The following is a 21356-nucleotide window of genomic DNA, read 5'->3' on the forward strand; positions in this document are numbered from 1 at the left end:
GGGAAAAAGAACATACTACCAATATAAATATGACAACACATGACCGTTTGATCATTGGATTCGACCGCGCACTCAGGGCGATTACCGGCACTGCGAGCGCCGCTCGGCCCAATCCGTCCGCGAAGGTCGTCGAGCAGGCCTTGACCGATTCCGAGCGAAGGCACAGTGCAGGCTTGATGCGCGTCAATCATGTCGGGGAGGTGTGTGCCCAGGCGCTCTATGATTCCCAGGGCGCTTTCTCGCATAACCCGGAGACTCGTCGCCAGTTCGAGCAGGCCGGGCGCGAAGAAGAGGACCACCTGGCATGGACTGCGGAGCGCCTGGCCGAACTGAATTCCCGCACCAGCTTGCTCAACCCTCTCTGGTATGGCGGCGCTTTCCTGATGGGCGCGGCGATGGCAAAGCTGGGCGATGCCAACAGTCTGGGATTTGTGGTGGAGACCGAGCGCCAGGTGGAGGCTCACCTCGACCATCATCTCCAGGTGCTGCCTGCGGCGGATGTGAAGTCGCGAGCGATCGTCGATCAGATGCGTCTGGATGAGATCGAGCACGGCGCGGCAGCGCAGGCGCTCGGCGCCAGCGAACTGCCGCTGGCGGTCAGGACGGCCATGAAGGGCGTGGCCAAGATCATGACCACGATTGCCTATCGAATATAGGTGCTGCGCTCTTTTTGTCAGTCGGCGGGGGGGAGGTCAGCCAGATCCTCGACGATCTCGAACGAGTGTGTCATTACTGCGGTCTTTTCCAGCATGATCGAGGCGGAGCAGTATTTTTCATGCGAGAGCTTGATCGCCCGTTCGACCAGATTGGGCTTGAGCTTGCGGCCGCGGACGGTGAAATGGAAATTGATCGAGGTAAATACCTTCGGGTCTTTTTCCGCGCGCTCGGATTTCAGGGTTACGTCGCAACCGCGGATGTCCTGGCCGCTCTTGCGCAGGATCAAGACGACATCGTAAGCAGTACATCCGCCGGTCCCTGCCAGCACCACTTCCATCGGCCGGGGTGCGAGATTGCGACCGCCGCCGTCCGGGGCGCCGTCCATCGCAACGACATGTCCGGAGCCGGTTTCGGCGAGAAAGGTCATACCCGACAATCCAGTCCAGCGAACGGTGCATTCCATGATGTATTCCAATTGTCCTTTTGAATAGAAGTGCGATTTTAGCCGCGGAGGCGCCGTTCTTGCAGCATCTCTCGGCGTTAGCTGGGCGGAATTGCACGACAGGGTTGACGCCAACTGCTTGAAAACGCTATACTTTTCGGTTCTTCCTATTGCGCCCGGAAGATGCACAACAAGGATGAGTCCCCCGGCGGCAGTATCTGGCCAGGGGAACCACCGCAACAGGGCCTTCATTCAGACAGGTAGTCATCATGCAAAAAACCTTTTCCGCCAAGGGCCATGAGGTCCAACGCGACTGGTACGTGATTGACGCGACAGATAAAGTTCTCGGACGTGTTGCCAGCGAAGTGGCACGCCGACTGCGCGGCAAGCATAAACCGGAATTCACTCCCCACGTCGACACCGGGGATTTCATCGTCGTGATCAATGCTGGCAAGCTGCGCGTTACCGGCGCCAAGGCGACCGACAAGATTTATTACCGCCACAGCACCTACCCGGGTGGCATTTATGAGACCAACTTCCAGAAAATGCAGCAGCGTTTTCCGGGACGCGCGCTCGAGAAGGCCGTCAAGGGCATGCTGCCCAAGGGTCCGCTCGGCTACGCAATGATCAAGAAGCTGAAAGTTTACGCGGAAGACAGCCATCCGCACTCGGCTCAGCAACCCAAGCCTCTCGAGATCTAAGGAACGGACATGATTGGTATCTACAACTACGGCACTGGACGTCGCAAGAGCGCAGTCGCACGTGTCTTCATCAAGTCCGGATCCGGCAAGATCGTGGTCAACGGCAAGCCGGCCAACGAGTACTTCTCGCGTGAAACGGGCCTGATGGTGATCCGCCAGCCGCTGGAACTGACCAACAATGTCGATCGCTTCGACATCATGGTCAACGTCAACGGCGGTGGCGAATCTGGCCAGGCTGGTGCTGTTCGCCACGGCATCACCCGCGCCCTGATCGACTACGATGCAGCCTTGAAGCCTGACCTCGCCCGTGCCGGTTTCGTCACCCGCGACGCCCGCGAAGTCGAGCGTAAAAAGGTCGGCCTGCGCAAAGCACGTCGCGCCAAGCAGTTCTCGAAGCGCTAATTTCGCACGAGCGCCGCACGAAGAGCTGCCGGGCTTGCGCCTGGCAGCTTTTTTTTTCGTCATTGCGGACCGTCTGGCAGCACTTTGCCGTGCTGCTAGAATCGATATTCATTCTCAAGCAGGCACGGACATGATCAAGGTAGGAATCGTAGGCGGCACAGGTTATACGGGCGTCGAGTTGCTGCGGCTGCTGGCTGCTCATCCGCAGGTGCAACTCACCGCAATCACTTCGCGCAAGGAGGACGGGCTGCCTGTCGCCGACATGTTCCCGTCCTTGCGCGGCCATGTGTCGCTGGCTTTTTCCGCGCCTGAAAAGGCCGATCTGAACGCCTGCGACGTCGTTTTCTTCGCCACCCCTCACGGTGTGGCCATGGCCCAGGCGCGCGAACTGCTGGCCACCGGCGTGAAGGTGATTGACCTTGCAGCCGACTTTCGCCTGCGGGATACCGCTGTCTTCGAGCAGTGGTATGGCATGCCGCACTCCTGCCCGGATATCCTGGGGGAGGCGGTCTACGGTCTTCCGGAGGTCAATCGTGATGCGATCAGGAAGGCGCGTGTCATCGGTCTGCCGGGTTGCTACCCGACTTCGATGCAGCTCGGGTTTGCGCCCTTGCTGGCGCAGGGCAAGCCGCTGGTGAACGAACTGGGACTGATCGCCGACTGCAAGTCGGGCGTGTCCGGCGCCGGCCGCAAGGCGGAAATCGGCAGCCTGCTGGCGGAGGCATCGGACAATTTCAAAGCCTATGGAGTGAAGGGACATCGGCATCTTCCCGAGACCGTGCAGGGGCTGGAAGCGATTTCAGGCAGAAAGGCCGGGCTCACCTTCGTCCCGCATCTGGTTCCGATGATCCGTGGAATACATTCGACGCTTTATGCGCAATTGCTTCCCGAGGCGCGCTCCACCGACTTCCAGGCGCTTTACGAAAATCATTTCAGGAACGAGCGGTTTGTCGACGTGATGCCGGCCGGCAGTCATCCTGAAACCCGCTCCGTGCGTGCGTCGAACATGATGCGGATTGCTGTTCACCGGCCGGGCGGCGGGGATTTGCTCGTGGTATTGGTGGTTGAAGACAATCTTGTCAAAGGTGCGGCCGGACAGGGCGTGCAGTGCATGAACATCATGTTCGGACTGGATGAAACCACCGGCCTGATGCAGGTGCCGGTGCTGCCCTGAACGATCGCCTGATCAGGGTCATGATGGTCGTCATGCTTAGCCTCCCATGAAAGTAAAGCTGTGGCTGCGACGGCGCTCCATTTCCGCTCCGCGGATGACGGTCACGACTGCCATGTCGTGGCCGGCGAGGATCGTTGTCGGGGTACTGTTGCTGGTGCTGGGGGCTCTGATCGGACTGTGGGCCTCGGATCACGGCCGGGCGGTCGCGGGACTGCCGGCGCGGCCGTCGGCGTCGGAATACGACGATGCGGTGCAGCAGATGTCGGCCTTGCGGGCCGAGCGCGACCGGCTGGCGACCAGTGCCAATGCGGCTGAAAGCCAGCTGACGATCGAGAGGTCGTCGCAAAAGGGGCTGACCGCACAGATCAAATTGCTGGAAACCGAGAATGTCGCGCTCAAGGAAGATCTTGCGTTTTTCGAGAGGCTGCTTCCGGTTGATTCCCGCAGTACCGGCATCTCCATACGGGGTATAACCGCTGAAATGGGCTCGCCCACGCAGTTGCAATATCGCTTGTTGGTCATGCAAGGTGGCAAGCGAGCAACAAACTTCGAAGGAACGTTGCGGCTGAGTATCTCAATCATCCAGAATGGTCGTGCGACAAGCCTCAATTTCCCGGACGGAAAGTCGTCAGAGATCAATAATTTCAAGTTGGGCTTCAGGCATTATCAGCGCCTGGAGGGAACGCTGTTGCTGCCGCCTGGCGCAACGCCGCGCTCGCTCCAGGCGACCGTGCTCGAAAAGGGGCAGGTCCGGGCGCAGCACACCTTGAACTTGTAAAGGAGAGCCAATGTTTGGCCACAAGACCAAGAACACGATCGACAGCCTGATCGGCATGTCGACCCGGATTGAAGGTGACCTGCATTTCAAGGGCGGCCTGCGCATCGATGGTATCGTCAATGGCAATGTCATTGCCGATACTGCAGAGACCAGCATGCTGGTCATCTCGGAGCACGCGCGGGTGGAAGGCGAGGTGCGGGCAGCACATCTGGTCGTGAATGGCGAAATCGTCGGGGCGGTCCATTCGTCCGAACTGCTTGAATTGCAGCCGCGCGCCCGCATAACTGGCGATGTGTACTACAAGGCACTGGAGATGCATGGCGGCGCTCTCGTCTCGGGGCGCCTCAGTCATGACCAGGCCGGGGAGCAGGTCCTGAAGCTGGCAGCCCCGATTCTGGCGTCCTCAGCCTGAAACCTGCCAAAGGCCTATAATCTGTTTTTGCACCGATTCGCAGGAGTCTGATATGAATGCTGTTACCGAAATGCCGGCGCCGATCATCTTTACTGACAGCGCTGCCTCGAAGGTCGCACAACTGATCGAGGAAGAAGGAAATCCTGACCTGAAGCTGCGCGTGTTCGTACAGGGCGGCGGGTGCTCGGGCTTCCAGTATGGCTTCACGTTCGACGAGATCGTCAACGAGGACGACACCACGATGGACAAGAACGGCGTCCAGTTGCTGATCGATTCCATGAGCTACCAGTACCTGGTTGGCGCCGAGATCGATTACAAGGATGACCTCGAGGGTGCGCAGTTCGTGATCAAGAATCCGAATGCGACGACAACCTGCGGTTGCGGTTCCTCGTTCTCGGCCTGATTTTCGGCCTGATTCAAGGCCTGATTCCGGGCGGTCGTTTCCAAAAAGCGCGGCACCTGCCGCGCTTTTTTCATGCCTTTTTCGTGTCTTGGTTATTCACGGCATTCATGCCGGATACAAGGCTCCCAGCACCCGGCTCCCCTGCGCACCAGTCACGGCAGGAAGATTCCCCGGGCGGCGCTCGATGAACTGACGCGCGAGCCAGGCAAAAGCCAGCGACTCGACGCAATCGGGCGCCATGCCTAATGAGCCGGTGGTGCTGACCGTGACACGCATGCCAGCATCATCCAGCGCGCCCTGTATGCGCTGCATCAGAAAATCGTTGAACGCTCCGCCGCCGCAGATGAATACCGCGCGCGCTTCGGGTGCACTGCGCCGAATGGCGCTGGCGAGCGAGCTCGCGGTGAGTTCGCACAATGTTCGTTGCACATCCTCGGGGCGCAGTCCGGCCGCACCGGCCAGATGGCCGCACAACCAATCTTCATGGAACAGGTCGCGTCCCGTGCTTTTCGGTGGCGCCTTCGCGAAATACGGTTCACTGGACAGGCGCTCAAGCAGGTCCGGAATCAAGGTTCCGCTCGCGGCCCACGCGCCCCCGGCATCGTACGCCTGGTTGCGATGCCGGCCGATCCAGAGGTCCATCAAGACATTTCCGGGGCCGGTGTCGTAGCCGATCGTATGCCCGCTTGCATCGGCGGCGTCCGGCGTCAGTACGGTGATATTGGCAATGCCGCCGATGTTTGCGACCACCCGGCAATCCCGGTCCGAGCCGAATACTGCCTGATGAAATGCCGGCACCAGCGGCGCGCCCTGGCCGCCGGCTGCAATGTCCCGGCTGCGAAAGTCGGCAACCACATCGATGCCGCATAGCTCGGCCAGCAGCGATGGATTGTTGGTCTGCCGGGTGTAGCCGAGTTCCGGACGGTGCCGGATGGTCTGCCCGTGGACACCCACTGCCTGCACCCGGCCGGCCACAACCCCCGCCTTGTCGAGCAAGCCGCTTACGCATTCCGCGTAGCGTTCGGCGAGCACATTGGCAAGCTGGGCTTCACGATCTATTTCGTTGGCTCCCGGTGTTTGCAGGGCCATCAGATCGCGGCGTAGTGTTTGCGTGAACGGAATGTGTGCGTGGGCCAGCGTCTGCACTGGTTTGCCTGGGTCATCGGAAAAGGATCCGAGCACGCCATCGACGCCGTCGAGGCTGGTGCCGGACATCAGGCCAATGTAAAGCTGGCCTGCCGGGTGAGGCGGAGAAGGTGGTCGGCGGGAAGTCATGAGCGGGACTGCGGGGCAGGCGGCGAATCGGTAAGGACCGATTCTACAGCCTGCCCGGGTCTTGAGTCCTGCCCGCGGGGCTCAGTGGGAGCTTGAGCGAGAAGATCAGCGAAAAGATCAGCGAGAAGCGAGTTTGATGCCCTTGTCTTGCGGTGCCAGCAGTGCCAGGCGGTGCGACATGTCGCCGGACACGGAACGGAAGCGCTGCAACTCGGCGCCAGCCAGCGGCTGTGCGTTCGGGATTTCCACTGACATCGGATCGCGCGGCTGGTTGCTGACGCGGAATTCGTAGTGCAGGTGCGGCCCGGTCGACCAGCCGGTGGAGCCGACGTAGCCGATCACTTCACCTTGGGAAACTTTCGAGCCCTTGCGCATGCCGGCCGCAAAGCGGCTCATGTGAGCGTAGGCGGTGGTGTAATTGGACCAGTGCTTGATGACGACCACATTGCCGTACCCACCCTGCACGCCAGCGAAATCGATCACGCCGTCACCGGCGGCCCGGATAGGCGTGCCGCTCGGCGCTGCGAAATCGACACCCTTGTGCGCCTTCCATTTTCCCGAGAGCGGGTGCACACGCATCGAGAAGCCGGAGGATACCCGCGAAAATTCGAGCGGCGATTTCAGGAAGGCCTTCTTGAGCGATTTGCCGTCGAAGCCGAAGTAGCCACCACCCTGGCGGGTGCCAGGCTCGTCAAACCATACCGACTGGTAAGTCGCGCCGGCGTTGTTGAACTCGGCGGCCAGCACGCGGCCGGCACGCACGTATTCCCCACCTTGCCAGAGAGTCTCGTAGACGACGCTGAAACGGTCGCCGCGTCGCAAGTCGGAAGCGAAGTCGATGTTGGTGGAGAACATCTCGACCAGTTGCAGTGCCACTGAGTCCGGAATTTGCGCATTGTCGGTTGCGCCAAACAGGGATGAGCGGATCTCGGCCGTGCGCATTTCGACGCGCTTCTCGATCGGCGCTGCCTGCTCTGCCGTGCGGAATTGATCGCCCTCACGGGTGATGGTCAGGTTCTTGATCGGATTGTCGCGGCCGTCCGCGATCGTGGTGCTGATGCTTTGCAGCGTGCCGGCGGCATCGACCTTGGCCTGGATCCGGCGCCCTGGCCGCAGCTGCATCAGGGCACGTGCCTGGCTGTCGCTCTTGATGTAGTTGGCCGCCGCGTCGTCATTGACGCCGAGCCGGTGAAGCAGCGTGGCGAGCGTGTCGCCGGGCCGGATCTTCTCTTCGCTGATGAAGGTTTGCTGGGCCGGGCTGAGTTGCTCGATCTGTTGTGCCAGTGTCGGCAGGCTCAGTTCCTCGCTGACCGAGCGAACTGGCAGGTCGGCGGCATCCGGCGCAATAGGGGCGACGCCAGCCGCGCCGAACGCGCATAGCGTCAGGAACAGTGAAGTCGCCGCGATGATGCGGTTCTTGCGGGAGCTGATTGCCCTGTGCTTCAGCTGGGCGTACCAGTCCGTCAATTTATGAGTGTCGACCATTCAATACGTTAAAATCCACCGTTTTACCGCTTCGGCCTTACCGTTTTTTCTTTTTCTTGTTCTGTTTCGGTATTGACGATCGGAAAGGTTAAAAAAAAGAGGGGCCATTATAGCAAAGCGCCTTTGGTGCCTGACTGAAATTCCTCAACCGTTATCGAAAATGAATGCAAAGCCCGACCAGTTGCCAGCTTCCCACCCAATCACTGATGCGGTGCAGCATGCGCTCGCAGTCACCAGGCGGGGTGTAGAAGAGATCTTGATCGAGGCCGAATTTGCGCAAAAGCTGGCGCGCGCCGAGGCAAGCGGCCAGCCATTGCGGATCAAGCTCGGGCTTGATCCGACCGCGGCGGATTTGCACCTCGGACATACCGTGGTTCTCAACAAGATGCGCCAGATGCAAGACCTGGGCCATCAAGTAATATTTCTGATCGGCGATTTCACGTCCATGATCGGTGACCCGTCCGGCCGCAACGTGACCCGCCCGCCGCTCACCCGGGAGCAGATCGAAGAGAACGCGAAGACTTACTTCGCCCAGGCGAGCCTGGTGCTGGATCCGGCGAAAACCGAGATTCGTTACAACTCCGAATGGTGCGATGCGCTCGGCGCGCGCGGAATGATACAGCTGGCCGCCAAATACACCGTGGCGCGCATACTCGAGCGCGAAGATTTCACCAAGCGGTTCAAGGCGGGCACGCCGATTTCGGTGCATGAGTTGCTCTATCCGCTGATGCAGGGTTATGACTCGGTTGCCCTGCGTTCAGACCTGGAGCTGGGCGGCACAGACCAGAAATTCAATCTCCTGGTCGGACGCGAACTGCAGAAGGATTACGGCCAGGAGCCGCAGTGCATACTCACTATGCCGCTGCTGGTAGGGCTCGACGGCGTCGAGAAAATGTCCAAGTCCAAGGGCAACTACATCGGCATCACAGAGCCGCCGAACACGATGTTCGGCAAGCTGATGAGCATTTCCGACGACATGATGTGGCGTTATTACGACTTGTTGTCGTTCCGCAGCCTGGCGGAAATTGCAGGCTTGCGCCAGTCGGTGGCGCAGGGCCGCAACCCGCGCGATGTGAAAGTACTGCTCGCGCAGGAAATCGTCGAGCGCTTCCACAGCAGCAAATTGGCCGAAGACGCGCTCGCCGACTTCAATAACCGTGCACGCGGCGGCATACCGGACGAGATTCCTGAAGTCATGCTTTCCGGGGCGCCGCTCGGGATCGGCCAGTTGCTCAAGCAGGCCAACCTCTGCGCGTCGACCTCCGAGGCCCTGCGCATGGTCGAGCAGGGCGGCGTTCGCATCGATGCGTCGCCAGTCAGCGACAAGGGCCTGAAGGTAGAAGCGGGCACCTTTGTGGTGCAGGTTGGCAAGCGCAAGTTCGCCCGGGTCGTACTGAATTGATCGCTTTGCTGCAGCGGGTGAGCCAAGCATGTGTCGTGGTGGACGGTGCCATCGTCGGCCAGATCGCGCGCGGGTTGCTGGTATTCCTTTGCGCCGAACGAAACGATACCGAAGCCGACGCTGACAGCTTGTTGTCCAAGCTGCTGTCTTACCGGGTCTTTCCGGACGAGAGCGGAAAGATGAACCGTAGCCTGGCAGACATTGGGGGCGGATTGCTGGTCGTTCCCCAATTTACCCTCGCTGCCGACACCCGGTCGGGCACCCGTCCTTCATTCACGCCGGCCGCTCCGCCTGAAAAAGGGCGTGCGCTGTTCGATCATTTCGTGGCCGGTGCGGTCGAACGTCATCCGCAGGTACAGACCGGGCAATTTGGTGCCGACATGAAAGTGTCGCTCACCAACGACGGTCCGGTCACCTTCTGGCTGCGGATTCCGAATACGCCAGCTGTCTAGTTTTCAAATCGAGCCATGACAGAACTGATACTCATACGCCATGGCGAAACCGCCTGGAACACCGAAAAGCGGCTGCAGGGTCATATCGACATCCCATTGAATGACGAGGGCCGGCGTCAGGCGCAGGCAGTGGCGGCGGCGCTTGCCGGCACCCGCGCTGACCGCGTTATCGCGAGCGACCTCGGCCGCGCGCTTGACACCGCCGGCCCCATCGCACGCAATCTGGGACTGGCCGTGGATCGTGACCGTCGCCTGCGCGAACGCAGCTTCGGTGCCTTCGAGGGCTTGCAGCACGACGAGATCCGCGACCGGTTTCCGGACGCCTGGCGGCAATGGCAGGCGCGCGAGCCGGATGCACGCTATCCGGGTGGTGAGCGGGAGGCGGAAACCCTGAGCGAGCTTGCCGGCAGGGTCAGGGATGCGCTGGCCAGCATAGCTGGCACGCATCAGGGTGGGCGGGTGATCCTGATTACCCACGGCGGCTTCCTCGATTGCGCTTACCGCCTTGCAACCGGCATGGCGATGAACGCGGCGCGCAACTTCGATGTGCGCAACGCCAGCATCAACCGCTTCGGATGGCACGCAGATGCAGGATTGCAGTTGCTCGAATGGGGTGCAGTCGACCATCTCGCGGCATCACTGGACGAGGTGGCGCGCTGAGCGTGTTGCTTGAGGTGTTGCATTAGTGAGAGTTCGGTATTCGACCGATTGGTTATATTTGTTGCGGCCCGGCATTTTTGTCGGCAGGTATTGTAGGATGAGCCAAAAAGATCACGTGCGGCCAGCGCCACACTTGATCAGCTCTTCAGGATCCTGCCATGTGGTTCAACCTATTCTCACGCAGAAGCGTTTCCTCTGCCGATTCCGACCAGACCGTCCCGGAAGCCTCTGCCCAAGCGGAACGTGCCTTGCTGAGCGCTGCCCTGTTCAAGGTCCTCGAAACCTTGCCGCAATCGTTCAGCGGCCGGGAAAACATCCGCGTGCTGTGCGATGCGATCGCGTCGGCCAGTTCTCATTTGCGCTTTGTCTGGGTTGGTTTTACGGAAGGGAATGCAGAGCGGGTGAAACCGTACGCGTTTTCCGGCCCGTGCCACCTCGAATCCCACGACTGGACCCTGCCGGTGGATTGTTTCGACAACACCGGACCGTATTCGCAGCGACGTCCGGAACCGGAAGACGGGACGATGGCGGAGGGCTTGTTCGCTCCCTGGCGCCGAGCACCATCCGACTGCTCGGTCTGCTGCGCGCTGGCGGCGCCGCTGCGTTCGGAAAAAGCCGGTCTCCGGGGCATGATCGTGTTCTATGCCGACAAGCCGGACTACTTTGATGACATCGGCCTGCCATTGATGGAGGCTTTTTGCCATGTCGGCGAAATCATCTGGAAGCAATCGAACCTGGTCCATGTCGCGACCCAGGTTGCGCAGCAGGATCCGCTGACTGCACTGATGGGGCGGCGTCACACAATGACGGTGCTCGACAAGGAAATTGCCCGCGCCGAGCGTACCGAGCGGCCCTTGTCGATCCTGATGTGCCGGATCGACGGACTCAACAAGCTCAACGACATGTACGGCCTGCACGCCACCGACGCTATCCTCGCCGCATTCGCGCGCGAAGCGGGGGAGCAGTTGCGGCCGGGCGACAAGGGCGGCCGCTGGGCCGGCACCGAGTTCATCTACATCATGCCCGGAACGGATCATGATGCTGCAGAAAGCATGGCCGTGAAACTGGGTGACTATTTTCGCAACCGGCCGATCAATGTACGGAACTGGTCGATCCGCCTGGCGCTGCGTCTCGGAACTGCAACATATACCCGGCACAGCCTGGGCCTCGACGACCTGATCATGCAGGCCCACCAGAGCCTGGCGGCGACCAACGACGAGCTTCCGACGTCGGTTCTGTGAGGCCTTTGCTGCGACAGGCGCTAAAATAGCGAGCTTCCCATTTTCTTCCCCCTCCCGTGAAAATCGGCCCCTACCTGCTTGCCAATAATGTATTTGTCGCGCCGATGGCCGGTGTGACCGATCGCCCGTTCCGGCAGCTCTGCAAGCAGCTCGGCGCAGGCTATGCCGTGTCGGAGATGGCCGCATCCGATCCGCGATTGTGGGCGAGCGAGAAGACATCCCGGCGAATCAACCATGATGGCGAAATGGAGCCGCGGGCCGTGCAGATCGCTGGCGCCGATCCGGTGATGCTGGCGGATTGCGCCCGTTTCAACGTCGAGCGCGGGGCGCAGGTCATCGACATCAACATGGGTTGCCCGGTCAAGAAAGTCTGCAACAGCTGGTGCGGTTCGGCGTTGCTGCAGGACGAGGCATTGGTGGCGCGGATACTGGAAGCGGTCGTGGCCGCGGTTGACGTCCCGGTCACATTGAAATTCCGGACAGGCTGGGATCGCGCGCATCGAAACGCCCTTGCCATTGCGCACATCGCCGAGTCCAGCGGTATCGCCATGCTTACCCTGCACGGCAGGACCCGTGCCGACGGCTATAGCGGCCTGGCCGAGTACGACACCATTGCCGCGGTGAAGGCGCGCGCCGGCATACCGGTCGTTGCCAACGGCGACATCGATTCGCCGCAGAAGGCACGCCAGGTACTTGATGCTACCGGCGCCGATGCGGTGATGGTTGGGCGTGCGGCCCAGGGACGGCCGTGGATATTTCGTGAAATCGCACACTACCTGGCTACCGGCAGCGAACTACTCGCGCCCGAGGTGGAGGAAGTGCGCCGGCTGATGCTGGAGCATCTGCAGGCGCACTATGTTTTTTATGGCGAGTACCTTGGGGTGCGTACCGCACGCAAGCATATTGGCTGGTATGTGAACGGACTGGAGGGTGGCGAAACTTTCCGGCGCCAGATGAACCGGATCGAAGACTGCAATGAACAGTTGGCAGCGGTGGACGGGTTTTTCCAGTCGCTGCGCGCAAGGGGCCAGCGGTTACAATACGCCCTTCGCGAACTCCCCGCGGAATCGCTGGCTGCCTGACGCTACCAGAACAACATTCAAAAAATATAACAGCCATGAGCAAAGACACGATTCAGGACGTCATCAAGAAAAGCCTGGAGAGATATTTCAAGGACCTGGGCGAGCAGCAACCAACCAACGTCTATGAAATGGTGGTCTTTAGCGTGGAAAAGCCGATACTGGAAGTCGTGATGGCCCGCGCCGACGGCAACCAGTCACAGGCAGCCGCAATGCTTGGCATCAATCGAAACACCTTGCGCAAGAAGTTGCAGCAACATGGCCTGATCTGATCGGCTGCCGATCCGGTTTCCCACCCTCGATCCGGAGGCTGGCAATCCAGGCCGGCTTTGAACATCCCTCTCGGGTTACCTTTTTTCTGTTTCCAATTCCATGATCAAACAAGCCCTCATTTCCGTGTCCGACAAGACTGGCGTGCTCGACCTGGCGCGCGCGCTGTCGGCACTGAACGTCAAGATTCTGTCCACCGGCGGTACCGCCAAACTGCTGTCCGACAACGGCATTGCAGTCACCGAGGTGGCTGATTACACCGGCTTCCCCGAAATGCTGGATGGACGGGTCAAGACCCTTCATCCGAAGGTGCACGGCGGGATCCTGGCCCGGCGCGACCTGGCAGCCCATGCGGCCGCGTTGCAGGCGCACGATATTCCCACCATCGACCTGGTCGTAGTCAATCTCTATCCGTTTGCGCAGACCGTGGCGCGCGAGCAGTGTTCGCTTGAAGATGCGATTGAAAACATCGACATCGGCGGTCCCGCAATGCTGCGGTCGTCGGCCAAGAACCATCGCGACGTCATCGTCATGTGCGACCCGGCGGACTATGCGCCGGTGCTCGACCAGATCAGGCAGGGCGAGGTGGCCTACGAGACGCGGTTCCGGCTGGCATTGAAAGTGTTCGCACATACCGCGCAATACGATGGCGCCATCACCAACTACCTGGGTTCGCTCGGCGCCGATCGCGAGCACGCGACGCGCAGCGCCTATCCCTCGACGCTCAACCTGCATTTCGAAAAAGTCCAGGAAATGCGTTATGGCGAGAATCCTCACCAGTCCGCAGCTTTCTACCGCGACCCGAACGCCGGTGCCGGCGCGCTGGCCAATTACCGGCAATTGCAGGGCAAGGAACTGTCCTACAACAACATCGCCGACTCCGATGCCGCCTGGGAGTGCGTCAAGACCTTCGAGCAGCCTGCATGCGTCATTGTCAAGCACGCCAATCCGTGCGGCGTGGCGGTTGCGGCCGATCCTGCCGGCGCCTATGCAAAAGCCTTGCAGACCGATCCGACTTCGGCGTTCGGCGGCATCATTGCCTTCAACCGGCCCGTGGATGGGGTTGCCGCAGAAGCGGTGTCGAAACAGTTCGTCGAAGTGCTGATCGCCCCCGCTTTCACGGCGGAAGCGCTGGCCGTATTTGGCGCCAAGCAGAATGTGCGCCTGCTGGAGATCGCGCTCGGCGATGCGGTCAATATCCATGACTTCAAACGGGTCGGCGGCGGCCTGCTGGTGCAGTCGCCCGACATCAAGAATGTGACCGAAGCCGAGTTGCGTGTGGTCAGCAAGAAACAGCCGACCGAGCAGCAACTCCGCGACCTGATGTTTGCATGGCGGGTCGCCAAGTTCGTCAAATCCAACGCCATTGTCTTCGCCGGTAACGGCATGACGCTGGGCGTGGGCGCGGGGCAGATGAGCCGGGTCGACTCGGCCCGGATCGCGTCGATCAAGGCGCAGAATGCCGGCCTGACACTGGCTGGTTCGGCAGTTGCCTCCGATGCGTTCTTCCCGTTCCGTGACGGGCTCGACGTGGTGGTCGATGCCGGTGCGACTTGCGTGATCCAGCCCGGCGGCTCCATGCGCGACCAGGAAGTGATCGCGGCCGCCGACGAGCGCGGCGTTGTCATGCTGCTGACCGGCACCCGCCACTTCCGGCACTGAGCAACTGCCGGTGAAAATCCTCGGCATCGACCCCGGATTGCGGGTTACCGGATTCGGGGTGATCGAGAAGCAGGGGGCGCGCCTTGCGTATATTGCCTCCGGCACCATCCGCACGCCGGACGGCGATCTGCCGCAGCGTCTCAAATCCATCTTGTCCGGCGTCGGCGAAGTGATCGGGACCTATCGACCTGATTGCGCCGCGATCGAAAAAGTATTCGTCAACGTCAATCCGCAGTCGACGCTGTTGCTCGGCCAGGCACGGGGCGCCGCGATCTGCGGGCTGGTTCAGGCTGACCTGGCCGTCGCCGAGTACACCGCTTTACAGGTCAAGAAGGCGGTGGTCGGTCATGGCAAGGCGCACAAGCAGCAGGTGCAGGATATGGTGCAGAGGTTGCTCAGCCTGTCGGGCCTGCCTGGCACCGACGCTGCCGATGCGCTCGGTGTGGCGATTTGCCATGCACACAGCGGCGATGCCCTGAAGGCCCTGCAGGCGTTTGCTCCTGCGCTGGGCGGCAAGGGATTGCGGATGCGTGGCGGGCGCCTGGTCGGGTAGTCGTTGCGATGGACTTGATCGGGGCTTGAATCGTGGCTTGAATCAAGGTCGGATCAGGACTTGAATCAGGACTTGAATCAGGGCTCAAGAATGCCGCTCGGCCCGTCGCGCCGCCACTTCGAATGCATTGTTCCAATACGCATCGTGCCCATGCAGCACCGCCCACAGGCTGGCGGCAAGGTAGGCAAAGGGAAACAGTGCACCCCACACCGCCGCTTGCCTTACATGCGCCAGTTCATGCGTGAGTATTTGTGGCGTCAGGCTTTTCAGGTCCGCAATCAGGATATGGCCGATCGCCATCGCGCACATTGCGCCGAACGGATGCCGGTCCAGCAGGTAATCAGCCACTTTTCCAGAGACCAGCAGCGCCGGCGTGGGGGAATGGACCACGGCCAATTGGCCTTTTCCGATCATGATGGGCAAGGCCAGCAGCAAGCCGCACAGCGTCAGCGGCGAAGCCCACAGGATGCCCGCCAGCGTCAGCAATGCCGATCTGCGGTCCTGGTGCGGCCCGTCCGAGAATATCCTGCGTCTGGCGCTGTACCGGAAAAAAGACATGGCTGTTCTTGAATTGCCCCTGTTGAAATGCGTATTCCGTCCACTGCCGGCGCAGGGTTCCCGTCATGTATCATGCAGCATTGAATTGAAAGCCAGTGGAACATGATAGGCCGCCTTTCCGGAGTTCTGCTTGAGAAAAATCCACCGCAACTGCTGGTGGACTGCAATGGCATCGGGTACGAAGTCAGCGTGCCGATGAGCACCTTCTACAATCTTCCCGCAATCGGTGAAAGGGTCGTCCTGCTGACCCACCTGACCGTGCGCGAAGACGCACACCTGCTGTACGGTTTCGGCGGCGCCGAAGAGCGCAACGTGTTCCGGGAACTGATCAAGATATCGGGCATCGGTGCGCGTACCGCGCTTGCCATCCTGTCCGGCATGTCGGTTCCCGACCTGGCCCAGGCGATCACGCTGCAGGAGGCCGGCCGCCTCACTCGCGTGCCGGGCATCGGCAAGAAGACTGCCGAGCGACTCTTGCTTGAACTCAAAGGCAAGCTGGGCGCCGACCTCGGTGGCGCACCGGCAGCAAGCAGCGACCACTCGGCGGATATCCTGAATGCACTGCTCGCTCTTGGTTATTCCGACAAAGAGGCCTCGCTTGCACTCAAGCAGGTGCCGGCGGGCAGCGGCGTATCGGACGGTATCAAGGCAGCGCTGAAGTCCCTTTCCAGGGCATGAGACCAGAGCAGGGCAGGACATGAGCATACAGACCGACAATTTCACCGAACAACGGATCATCGCCCCGACGCCGGTGTCGCCCAATGAAGAGGCGATCGAGCGGGCGTTGCGTCCCAAGCAACTGGACGAGTATGTCGGCCAGGAAAAGATCCGCGACCAGCTCAGCATATTCATCGCCGCTGCCCGCAAGCGCGGCGAAGCCCTCGACCACACCCTGCTGTTCGGACCGCCCGGACTGGGCAAGACCACCCTGGCACACATCATCGCCCGCGAAATGGGCGTCAACTTGCGCCAAACCTCCGGTCCGGTGCTGGAGCGCCCGGGCGACCTGGCGGCCTTGCTGACCAACCTGGAAGCCAACGACGTGCTGTTCGTCGACGAGATACACCGGCTGTCGCCGGTGGTCGAAGAAATCCTGTACCCGGCGCTCGAGGATTACCAGATCGATATCATGATTGGCGAAGGGCCGGCGGCACGTTCGGTCCGTCTCGACCTGCAGCCGTTCACGCTGGTCGGCGCCACCACCCGGGCCGGCATGCTGACCAACCCGCTGCGCGACCGCTTCGGCATCGTTGCACGGCTCGAGTTCTACACGCCCGAACAGCTGGCCAGCATTGTCACCCGCAGTGCCGGCCTGCTGAACGCGCCGATTGTCGCCGAAGGGGCGTTCGAAATCGCCCGGCGCAGCCGCGGCACGCCGCGGATCGCCAACCGCCTGTTGCGGCGGGTGCGGGACTATGCCGAGGTAAAGGGCAATGGCCGGATCGACCAGGCCACCGCCGACGCTGCGCTGGCGATGCTCGACGTCGACCGGGTTGGCTTCGACCTGATGGACCGCAAGCTGCTGGAGGCCGTGCTGTTGAAGTTTGGCGGCGGGCCGGTCGGGCTGGACAACCTGGCGGCCGCGATCGGCGAAGAGCGCGATACGATCGAAGACGTGCTCGAACCCTACCTGATCCAGCAGGGTTTCCTGCAGCGTACCCCGCGCGGACGGATTGCTACGCCAGCCGCCTATCAGCATTTTGGCGTTGTGCTCCCGAATGCGGGGGCGACGCCGGAACTCTGGGCGCCGCCAGGCCTCGCATCCTGACCCGATTCCGGTCCCGGCCCGGTTGAGCGCACGCAAGCGGCAAGCCGGGTGCTTGTGCAAGCATGAAAGCTCGCAGACAATGCGGCATATTGCTTTTTCACAAAGCCTGCGCGGATACCTTTCATGCTGGTCGCCTCTCAAGCCAGTCGCTATGCGCATCAACTGCTGGATGCGCGCGCCGACTCGCGACAACTTTCACCGCTGACCGACGACGCGCCGCTGTCAATCGGCGACGCCTACGACATCGCAAAAACCATCCTCGACGTCCGGGTCGCGCAGGGTGAAATGATGGTCGGGCGCAAGCTCGGTTTCACCAATCGGACAATCTGGCCCAATTATGGCGAGCACGAACCGATAAAGGCGCCGATCTGGGGGCCGATGTTCGATACCACCGTGCGCTATGCGCAAGGCAACGCCGGAGTCCAGAGCCTGGCGGGCGCGGTGCAGCCGCGACTGGAACCTGAAGTGGTTTTCAAGCTGGGGCGTACGCCCGGCCCGGATTGCCGCATGGAAGAGTTGGCCGACTGCATCGAATGGATGGCGCACGCATTCGAAATCGTGGCCTGCCCGTTTCCCGGCTGGAAGTTCGAGGCTGCGGATGCGATTGCGGCTTTCGGGCTGCACGGCACGCTGATTGTTGGCGAGCCGGCCAGCATTGCCCCGCGGGCGCGGCGCAAGCTGGCGGGCGTGCTGTCGAATGCCAGCGTTTCCCTGTCCTGCAGTCGCAATGGCACATTTTCGCTGCGTGCAGCAGGGTTTGGCAGCGATGTCCTCGACAGCCCGGTGCATGCGCTGTGGCATGCACACCAGTTGCTGAAGACGCAGCCGCAGTTTCCGCCGCTGGCCGCTGGCGAAATCATTTCGACCGGCACCTGGACCGACGCCTGGCCGATCGAGCCGGGGCAGACCTGGACATCGGCGTTCTCCGGCGTGCTGCTGCCGGGGCTTGCCGTGTCCTTCGTCTAGCGTTCCATTCCCGCACTCAAGTCCGCGCCTGTCCCCACGATGTGGGCGAATGCATGGTTTTCAGGCGGCAGGCAGCTTTGCCAGCTGCTCCTGCAGGCGCTCAACCGTGGCTGTGAAAGCTTGCAGCCGCTCGCGTTCCTGCGCCACCACCTGGGCCGGGGCGCGCGCCACGAAGCTTTCGTTGCCCAGTTTGGCGTGCGCCTTGCCGATTTCGCCTTGCAGCCGGTTGACTTCCTTGGTCAGCCGCTCGCGCTCGGCGGCGGCGTCGATCTCGACCTGCAGCATCAGCTTGGCCTCGCCCACCACGGAAACCGGGGCAGGCGAGGTCGGCAGCGTGTCGACCACAGTGACTTCCGACAGCTTGGCCAGTGCCTGCAGGTAGGGGGCCAGTGATTGCAGCATGGCCTTGTCCCCCTCCATCAGCAGCGGCACGCGCAGGGCGGGCGACAACTGCATTTCCCCGCGCAGGTTGCGGCAGGCATCGGTCATCGATTTCAGCTGCGCCATCCAGGCTTCCGCTGCTTCGTCGATCTTGGACGGCTGCGATTCCGGATAGGGCTGGCGCATGATGGAATCGCCAGCCGGGTCGAGCTGCCGGCCGGACAGGGGTGCTACCGTCTGCCACAACTCTTCGGTGATGAACGGAATGATCGGGTGCGCCAGGCGCAGCACTGCTTCCAGCACGCGCAGCAGGGTGCGGCGGGTCGCCCGTTGCTGCGACTCGGTGCCGTGCTGCATTTGCACCTTCGCCACTTCCAGGTACCAGTCGCAATATTCATCCCAGATGAATCTGTAGATGGTCGACGCGATGTTGTCGAAGCGGTAGTCGGCGAAGCCTTTTGCGACCTCGGCCTCGGTGTGCTGCAATAGCGAGACGATCCAGCGGTCCGCCTGCGAGAAATCGAGGTAGCCGCCCGGCACGCAGGCGTCGGCGCCGTGCTCGGCCAGGCCACAGTCCTTCCCTTCGGTATTCATCAGCACGAAGCGCGTCGCATTCCACAACTTGTTGCAGAAATTTCGATAGCCCTCGCAGCGGTTCAGGTCGAAGTTGATGTTGCGTCCGAGCGATGCGTAGCTCGCCATCGTGAAGCGCAGCGCGTCGGTGCCAAAGGCGGGAATGCCGGCTGCGAATTCCTTGCGGGTGGCACGGGCAATGCTGTCGGCCTGCTTCGGATTCATCAGCCCGGCGGTGCGCTTGCCTGCCAGCGATTCGACGTCGATGCCGTCGATCAGGTCGATCGGATCGAGTGTGTTGCCCTTGGACTTCGACATTTTCTGGCCATTGGCATCACGGACCAGGCCATGCACGTACACCTTGCTGAACGGAACCTGCCCGGTGAAATGCGCGGTCATCATGACCATGCGCGCCACCCAGAAGAAAATGATGTCGAAGCCGGTCACCAGTACCGTGGACGGCAGGAACATCGCCAGGTCCCTGGTCTGCTCCGGCCATCCCAACGACGAGAACGGCACCAGCGCCGACGAGAACCATGTGTCGAGCACGTCGGCGTCGCGCGTCAGCGGACCTTTCGATCCCGCGGCATCCGCCTTGGCGCGCGCCTCTTCCTCGGTGCGGGCGACAAATACCTGGCCCTGTTCGTCATACCAGGCCGGAATCTGGTGGCCCCACCACAGCTGGCGCGAGATGCACCAGTCCTGGATGTTGTTGAGCCACTGGTTGTAGGTCGTGGTCCAGTTTTCCGGGATGAACTTGACCTCGCCCGATGCAACTTTCTCCAGCGCGACTTCCGCGATCGATTTGCCGGGGAAATAAGTACCTTCCGGCGCCGGCTTGCTCATTGCCACGAACCACTGGTCTGTCAGCATCGGCTCGATCACAACCCCGGTGCGGTCGCCGCGCGGAACCATCAACTTGTGCGGCTTGACCATTTCCAGCAGGCCTTGCGCGTCCAGGTCGGCAACGATCTGCTTGCGCGCAGCGAAGCGGTCCAGGCCGCGATACTGCTCGGGCGCATTCTCATTGATCTTCGCATCCAGCGTCAGGATGCTGATGGGTGCCATGTCGTGGCGCTGCCCGACCGCATAGTCGTTGAAATCGTGCGCCGGCGTGATCTTCACGCAGCCGGTGCCGAATTCCTTGTCCACATAGCTGTCGGCGATCAGCGGAATGGTGCGTCCGGTCAGCGGCAGCACCAGCATCTGTCCGACCAGGTGCGTGTAACGCTCGTCGGTCGGGTCGACTGCCACGGCGACGTCGCCCAGCATGGTTTCCGGCCGCGTGGTGGCAACGGTGATATGGCCGCTGCCATCCGCCAGCGGATAGCGGATGTGCCACATGCTGCCATCTTCTTCCTCCGACACCACTTCCAGGTCGGAGACCGCGGTGCCCAGCACCGGATCCCAGTTCACCAGCCGCTTGCCGCGATAGATCAGGCCTTGTTCCGACAGCCGGACGAATACCTCGGTCACGGCTTTCGACATCTTGTCGTCCATCGTGAAGTATTCGCGCTTCCAGTCGGTGGACGCACCCATGCGGCGCATCTGGCCGGTGATGGTGGAGCCCGATTTCTCTTTCCACTCCCACACTTTTTCCAGGAATTTTTCGCGGCCAAGGTCATGGCGGGAAATTTTCTGCGCATCGAGCTGCCGCTCCACCACGATCTGGGTGGCAATGCCGGCATGGTCGGTGCCGGGAATCCAGGCGGCATTGAAGCCGCGCATCCGGTGGTAACGGGTCAGCCCGTCCATGATGGTCTGGTTGAACGCGTGGCCCATGTGCAGCGTGCCGGTGACATTGGGCGGCGGCAACTGGATGGAAAAGGCGGGTTTGCCCTCATCCATCGATGCCTGGTAATAACCCCGCTGCTCCCAGGCGTCGCGCCAGTGTTTTTCGATTTCTGCGGGTTCGAATGCCTTGGCTAATTCCATGATCTTGCTTGGGTTTTTTCAAAAGATAGGATTATACGTGCCATCGACCCGCTGGCCCGGCAGCCGGCCGGGCGGCGGCTGTTGCCATGCAGGCTGCCAGCGGCTTGATCAGGGTCAATTTTTTAAA

23 protein-coding genes are annotated in these 21356 nt (G+C 61.4%); 18 read left to right on the forward strand and 5 right to left on the reverse strand.

Translation table 11 applies throughout. The annotated features are described in order from the left end of the window. The first annotated feature begins 29 nt into the window (after positions 1 to 29). Entirely contained in the window at positions 30 to 656 is a 627-nt protein-coding gene (gene coq7 / locus FVE66_RS18915; RefSeq protein ID WP_151449158.1) for a 2-polyprenyl-3-methyl-6-methoxy-1,4-benzoquinone monooxygenase, read from the forward strand. A 17-nt stretch (positions 657 to 673) separates the two neighbouring features. Here the strand turns inward: coq7 and FVE66_RS18920 are convergent, their stop codons facing one another. Then, positions 674 to 1120 (reverse strand): OsmC family protein, encoded by a 447-nt coding sequence (locus FVE66_RS18920; protein ID WP_151449039.1) that lies wholly within the window; start codon positions 1118 to 1120, stop codon positions 674 to 676. Positions 1121 to 1368: 248 nt separating this feature from the next. Here FVE66_RS18920 and rplM point away from each other — a divergent pair, with 248 nt between their 5' ends. From rplM to erpA, 6 genes are all read left to right on the forward strand, one after another. After that, positions 1369 to 1800 (forward strand): 50S ribosomal protein L13, encoded by a 432-nt coding sequence (rplM, locus tag FVE66_RS18925; protein ID WP_151449040.1) that lies wholly within the window; start codon positions 1369 to 1371, stop codon positions 1798 to 1800. 9 nt (positions 1801 to 1809) lie between these two features. Further along, positions 1810 to 2202: a 30S ribosomal protein S9 gene (gene rpsI, locus FVE66_RS18930; RefSeq protein ID WP_151449041.1), complete on the forward strand. Its 393-nt coding sequence runs from the start codon at positions 1810 to 1812 to the stop codon at positions 2200 to 2202. A 130-nt stretch (positions 2203 to 2332) separates the two neighbouring features. After that, positions 2333 to 3376, forward strand: coding sequence for an N-acetyl-gamma-glutamyl-phosphate reductase (gene argC, locus FVE66_RS18935; RefSeq protein WP_151449042.1), 1044 nt, complete (start codon positions 2333 to 2335; stop codon positions 3374 to 3376). A 46-nt stretch (positions 3377 to 3422) separates the two neighbouring features. Beyond that, positions 3423 to 4154, forward strand: a complete 732-nt coding sequence (locus FVE66_RS18940) for a DUF6776 family protein (protein ID WP_151449043.1) — start codon at positions 3423 to 3425, stop codon at positions 4152 to 4154. 10 nt (positions 4155 to 4164) lie between these two features. Next, positions 4165 to 4566 carry a bactofilin family protein gene (locus FVE66_RS18945; protein ID WP_151449044.1) on the forward strand — a complete coding sequence of 134 codons (402 nt, stop codon included), beginning with the start codon at positions 4165 to 4167 and terminating at the stop codon, positions 4564 to 4566. Between the two features lie 52 nt (positions 4567 to 4618). Next, positions 4619 to 4969, forward strand: coding sequence for an iron-sulfur cluster insertion protein ErpA (gene erpA, locus FVE66_RS18950; RefSeq protein ID WP_151449045.1), 351 nt, complete (start codon positions 4619 to 4621; stop codon positions 4967 to 4969). 105 nt (positions 4970 to 5074) lie between these two features. Here erpA and FVE66_RS18955 read toward each other — a convergent pair whose 3' ends face one another. Together FVE66_RS18955 and FVE66_RS18960 are read right to left on the reverse strand one after the other, a co-directional pair. Next, positions 5075 to 6244: an anhydro-N-acetylmuramic acid kinase gene (locus FVE66_RS18955; protein WP_151449046.1), complete on the reverse strand. Its 1170-nt coding sequence runs from the start codon at positions 6242 to 6244 to the stop codon at positions 5075 to 5077. 117 nt (positions 6245 to 6361) lie between these two features. After that, positions 6362 to 7729, reverse strand: coding sequence for a M23 family metallopeptidase (locus FVE66_RS18960; RefSeq protein WP_151449047.1), 1368 nt, complete (start codon positions 7727 to 7729; stop codon positions 6362 to 6364). 160 nt (positions 7730 to 7889) lie between these two features. Here FVE66_RS18960 and tyrS point away from each other — a divergent pair, with 160 nt between their 5' ends. The 8 genes from tyrS (at position 7890) to ruvC (ending at position 15048) form a co-directional block, all read left to right on the forward strand. Further along, positions 7890 to 9131 carry a tyrosine--tRNA ligase gene (gene tyrS, locus FVE66_RS18965; RefSeq protein ID WP_151449048.1) on the forward strand — a complete coding sequence of 414 codons (1242 nt, stop codon included), beginning with the start codon at positions 7890 to 7892 and terminating at the stop codon, positions 9129 to 9131. Continuing rightward, positions 9128 to 9583 (forward strand): D-aminoacyl-tRNA deacylase, encoded by a 456-nt coding sequence (gene dtd, locus FVE66_RS18970; RefSeq protein ID WP_151449049.1) that lies wholly within the window; start codon positions 9128 to 9130, stop codon positions 9581 to 9583. The genes tyrS and dtd overlap by 4 nt, the downstream gene beginning before the upstream one ends. Positions 9584 to 9598: 15 nt before the next feature. Beyond that, on the forward strand, positions 9599 to 10243 hold the full coding sequence (locus FVE66_RS18975; protein ID WP_151449050.1) for a histidine phosphatase family protein: 645 nt from the start codon (positions 9599 to 9601) through the stop codon (positions 10241 to 10243). A gap of 158 nt (positions 10244 to 10401) precedes the next feature. Then, positions 10402 to 11484, forward strand: a complete 1083-nt coding sequence (locus FVE66_RS18980; RefSeq protein ID WP_151449051.1) for a sensor domain-containing diguanylate cyclase — start codon at positions 10402 to 10404, stop codon at positions 11482 to 11484. Positions 11485 to 11540: 56 nt separating this feature from the next. Then, the gene (dusB, locus tag FVE66_RS18985; RefSeq protein WP_151449052.1) at positions 11541 to 12566 is read left to right on the forward strand and encodes a tRNA dihydrouridine synthase DusB; all 1026 of its coding nucleotides are present in this window, start codon (positions 11541 to 11543) and stop codon (positions 12564 to 12566) included. Positions 12567 to 12601: 35 nt separating this feature from the next. Next, complete coding sequence (locus FVE66_RS18990) at positions 12602 to 12835, forward strand: Fis family transcriptional regulator (RefSeq protein ID WP_151449053.1); 234 nt, start codon at positions 12602 to 12604, stop codon at positions 12833 to 12835. A 100-nt stretch (positions 12836 to 12935) separates the two neighbouring features. Continuing rightward, positions 12936 to 14495 carry a bifunctional phosphoribosylaminoimidazolecarboxamide formyltransferase/IMP cyclohydrolase gene (gene purH, locus FVE66_RS18995; protein ID WP_151449054.1) on the forward strand — a complete coding sequence of 520 codons (1560 nt, stop codon included), beginning with the start codon at positions 12936 to 12938 and terminating at the stop codon, positions 14493 to 14495. A 10-nt stretch (positions 14496 to 14505) separates the two neighbouring features. Continuing rightward, positions 14506 to 15048: a crossover junction endodeoxyribonuclease RuvC gene (gene ruvC / locus FVE66_RS19000; protein WP_151449055.1), complete on the forward strand. Its 543-nt coding sequence runs from the start codon at positions 14506 to 14508 to the stop codon at positions 15046 to 15048. An 84-nt stretch (positions 15049 to 15132) separates the two neighbouring features. Here ruvC and FVE66_RS19005 read toward each other — a convergent pair whose 3' ends face one another. Beyond that, positions 15133 to 15606: a hypothetical protein gene (locus tag FVE66_RS19005; RefSeq protein ID WP_151449056.1), complete on the reverse strand. Its 474-nt coding sequence runs from the start codon at positions 15604 to 15606 to the stop codon at positions 15133 to 15135. A 102-nt stretch (positions 15607 to 15708) separates the two neighbouring features. Between FVE66_RS19005 and ruvA the strand changes: the two genes are divergently transcribed. The 3 genes from ruvA to FVE66_RS19020 all read left to right on the forward strand — a co-directional run bounded on the left by ruvA (position 15709) and on the right by FVE66_RS19020 (position 18340). Beyond that, positions 15709 to 16284 carry a Holliday junction branch migration protein RuvA gene (ruvA, locus tag FVE66_RS19010; protein WP_151449057.1) on the forward strand — a complete coding sequence of 192 codons (576 nt, stop codon included), beginning with the start codon at positions 15709 to 15711 and terminating at the stop codon, positions 16282 to 16284. 19 nt (positions 16285 to 16303) lie between these two features. Beyond that, the gene (ruvB, locus tag FVE66_RS19015) at positions 16304 to 17374 is read left to right on the forward strand and encodes a Holliday junction branch migration DNA helicase RuvB (protein WP_151449058.1); all 1071 of its coding nucleotides are present in this window, start codon (positions 16304 to 16306) and stop codon (positions 17372 to 17374) included. Positions 17375 to 17497: 123 nt separating this feature from the next. Then, a complete protein-coding gene (locus tag FVE66_RS19020) occupies positions 17498 to 18340 on the forward strand; it encodes a 2-keto-4-pentenoate hydratase (protein WP_151449059.1) in 843 nt (280 codons plus the stop codon). 60 nt (positions 18341 to 18400) lie between these two features. Here the strand turns inward: FVE66_RS19020 and FVE66_RS19025 are convergent, their stop codons facing one another. Then, positions 18401 to 21229 carry a valine--tRNA ligase gene (locus tag FVE66_RS19025; RefSeq protein ID WP_151449060.1) on the reverse strand — a complete coding sequence of 943 codons (2829 nt, stop codon included), beginning with the start codon at positions 21227 to 21229 and terminating at the stop codon, positions 18401 to 18403. Between the last annotated feature and the right edge of the window lie 127 nt (positions 21230 to 21356).

The sequence above is a fragment of the Lacisediminimonas profundi genome, from assembly GCF_008831265.1.
Taxonomy (GTDB): domain Bacteria; phylum Pseudomonadota; class Gammaproteobacteria; order Burkholderiales; family Burkholderiaceae_D; genus Lacisediminimonas; species Lacisediminimonas profundi.